The organism is Brevibacterium otitidis (assembly GCF_042429315.1).
Classification (GTDB): Bacteria; Actinomycetota; Actinomycetes; order Actinomycetales; family Brevibacteriaceae; genus Brevibacterium; species Brevibacterium otitidis.
On the sequence record NZ_JBHMAU010000030.1, the window covers coordinates 1 to 2707 of the forward strand.

The following is a 2707-nucleotide window of genomic DNA, read 5'->3' on the forward strand; positions in this document are numbered from 1 at the left end:
TGACATCACTGTCATCGAAGCCTCACCACGCGAACCTCTCGGGTACTGCCCCGAGTGCGGTGCTGAAGGCCGGCTGCGTGACCACGTGATCCGCCGGCTGACGGACGTGCCGATCACCGGCCACCTGACCCGCCTGCACGTACGTCTGCCCCGCTACCAGTGTGTCCACGCCCAGTGCCCGCGCACGATCTTTCAGCACCAGCTCGAAGCGGCCGAACCCGGGGCGAAGACCACGAAACGCGCTACGACCTGGATCCTGAAACGGCTCATCCAGGACCAGATGAGCATCTCTGCTATCAGCAGGGCACTCGGGCTCGGCTGGGACCTCGTCAACCAGCTGGCCACCACTGCCGCACAGTCCCTCGTCTACACGCACCCGGACCATCTGGCCGGGGTCCGGGTGCTCGGCATCGATGAGCACTGCTGGAAACACGTGCGCGGACAAGGAGAGGACTCCTTCGCAACGATCTTCGTCGACCTGACCCCGCTCATCGACGGGACCGGTCGAGCACGGCTACTGGACGTGAAGGCAGGCCGTTCCGCGAAGGTCGTGACCACATGGCTGCAGGAACGCTCCCCGGCGTTCCGTGACGGGGTCGAGGTCGTGACGATGGACGGGTTCGCCGGCTATCACACCGCGACCACGAATGCGCTGCCGGACGCGGTGCCGGTGATGGACCCGTTCCACGTCGTCCAACTCGCCGGGCAGAAACTCACTGCCTGCAGACAACGGCTCCAGCAGCAGATCCATGGGCACCGGGGCCGGAAGACAGACCTCCTGTATCAGGGGCGACGGACCCTGTTGACGAGGAGGTCCCTGCTGAACAAGAAGGGTAGGGACCGGCTGGAGCGGTTGTGGGCCGAGCACGATGACCACGTCGCGTTGGAAGTGACGTACCTCGTCTACCAAGACGTCATCGACGCGTACGAGCATCCCGATCGGAAGACCGGCAAGAAGCTCATGCAGACGGTGATCGAGAGTCTGCGCAGAGGCCTACCTGAAGGGCTGGACGAGCTTGCTCAGTTGGGGCGGACGCTGTGGCGGAAACGGGCTCAGGTGCTGGCGTTCTTCGATCGTGGTCGCGCGTCGAACGGACCGGTCGAAGCGATCAACGGACGCCTGGAACACCTCCGGGGTATCGGGTTGGGGTTCAGGAACTTCGAGCATTACGTCCTGCGCTGCCTGCTCCACTCCGGGCAACTATCGAACCGGGTCAACGCACTCTAGAACCGGAAGAGCCGTGTAAGCTTGCGCCGCTCTGAGTCGAGAGATATCAAACTAGTTGTTACCAAATTGAGATACACGCAACGATGTAAATCGCTTCCAAGGCTATTACACTCACTGTAACCTAGAACACTGCCTCCCGGGCTTTGTTTAATCCGGCCTCCTCTCTCGAAAGGCATTTATGCCTATACGTACATGTGACTTGCTAGAGATTCTGGCATGCATACAGAAACTGAATAACGCCGACCCCCTATATTGCGAATATACGCGGTATGGAAAAGATGGAAAATTTGTCTTCAGGCTCGAATTAAACATACCCCTTGGAGTCATTCGGGCGGAGTCGGTCCAGGCTAGAGAATTTTGCGAATACAATCGACTCACCCGTGAGTTCACTTTGGAATACGAGGGAGAAAGGCACATCGAAGATGATCGGCCGTTTCCGGTTAGCCCCCCGGTGCTTGGGCTCCTATCGCCCATAGATTTACCGATCTGGGGTGGAGAGTTCAGCTTTTACGAGCCATTGGAAACTAGTGCTATTGCTCCATCGCTCATAAAGGTCGCATTCGGTCGACTGCAGGATGTTGAAGCGCACGGGCATATAATTATGGATACGGAGACGGGGATTCCTTCCGAGTTCGAAATGAATGGAGTACGTTATGAAAGGACTCTATTGAAATGAAGTCACTTCGCTTGATTGCCGCGTCAATCGTGTTTACCATGGTCCCCTCAACAACAGCGGCCGCCATGGACCATCCTGCTGATTCCGGTACTTCAGACGAGTCCGCGAACTGTGAAATAATTCTCGATGATGTTGTCGAAACGCCTGAGGCCGAGGAAGCTGAGGTAACACCTGAGAAGGAGATTCAGTTCACATGCATGTAAAATATAGTTACAGTTCAAAACGTTGATTCTGACGGCGACCCTTTGTCTCCGGGTATAGCTTACAACACAGCCACGGAAAATGCTGTCGTTTTACCGGAACAAGACGACCCCTCGGCAGAGGCAGTGCAAGATGATCTTGAGGTAATCCTGGGCCCTGGCGCTGAAGGTAGAAGCCTTGGAGGTGATGATTCAATCACTGATGGTTCCGCAGCCGTGACCCCCGCATCATCGTTATCTAAGGCGAAAGACTCCTATCGTCTTAATAAATCTACAAGCATTGTGTGGGGAGTTAAACGCGAGCGAAAGATTGTTTGGAGTCGCTCTGCGAAGATTACGGGCTCTTCAGAGTTGAGTGTGGGTTGATGCGTCCAGGCCGCCAGCGATGAGCAGCATGCGGAGTCGGTAGTTCTCGAAGTTGCGGAATCCGCGAGCGATCCGCCTGCCCAGCTCGATGAGCCCGTTGACCGCCTCGGTGCCACCGTTGCTGGCACCGTCGCCTGACTTGCACAGGTTGGCGGGGTTTTCGGAGCTTTTGGTTTGTTTGTGCTGGTCAGCGAGTCGGGCTCGGTCGTGGTGGGTGACTAATATGGGGGTATGAAT

2 protein-coding genes are annotated in these 2707 nt (G+C 57.0%); one reads left to right on the top strand and one right to left on the bottom strand.

Features of this window, described 5'->3' with window-relative positions; translation table 11 throughout:
* Positions 1 to 1228, top strand: a 1228-nt coding sequence (locus tag ACFFN1_RS04035) for an ISL3 family transposase (protein WP_376838842.1), incomplete at its 5' end; no start/stop codon positions are given.
* Between the two features lie 1221 nt (positions 1229 to 2449).
* Here ACFFN1_RS04035 and ACFFN1_RS04040 read toward each other — a convergent pair.
* Positions 2450 to 2707, bottom strand: a 258-nt coding sequence (locus tag ACFFN1_RS04040) for a transposase (protein WP_376838844.1), incomplete at its 5' end; no start/stop codon positions are given.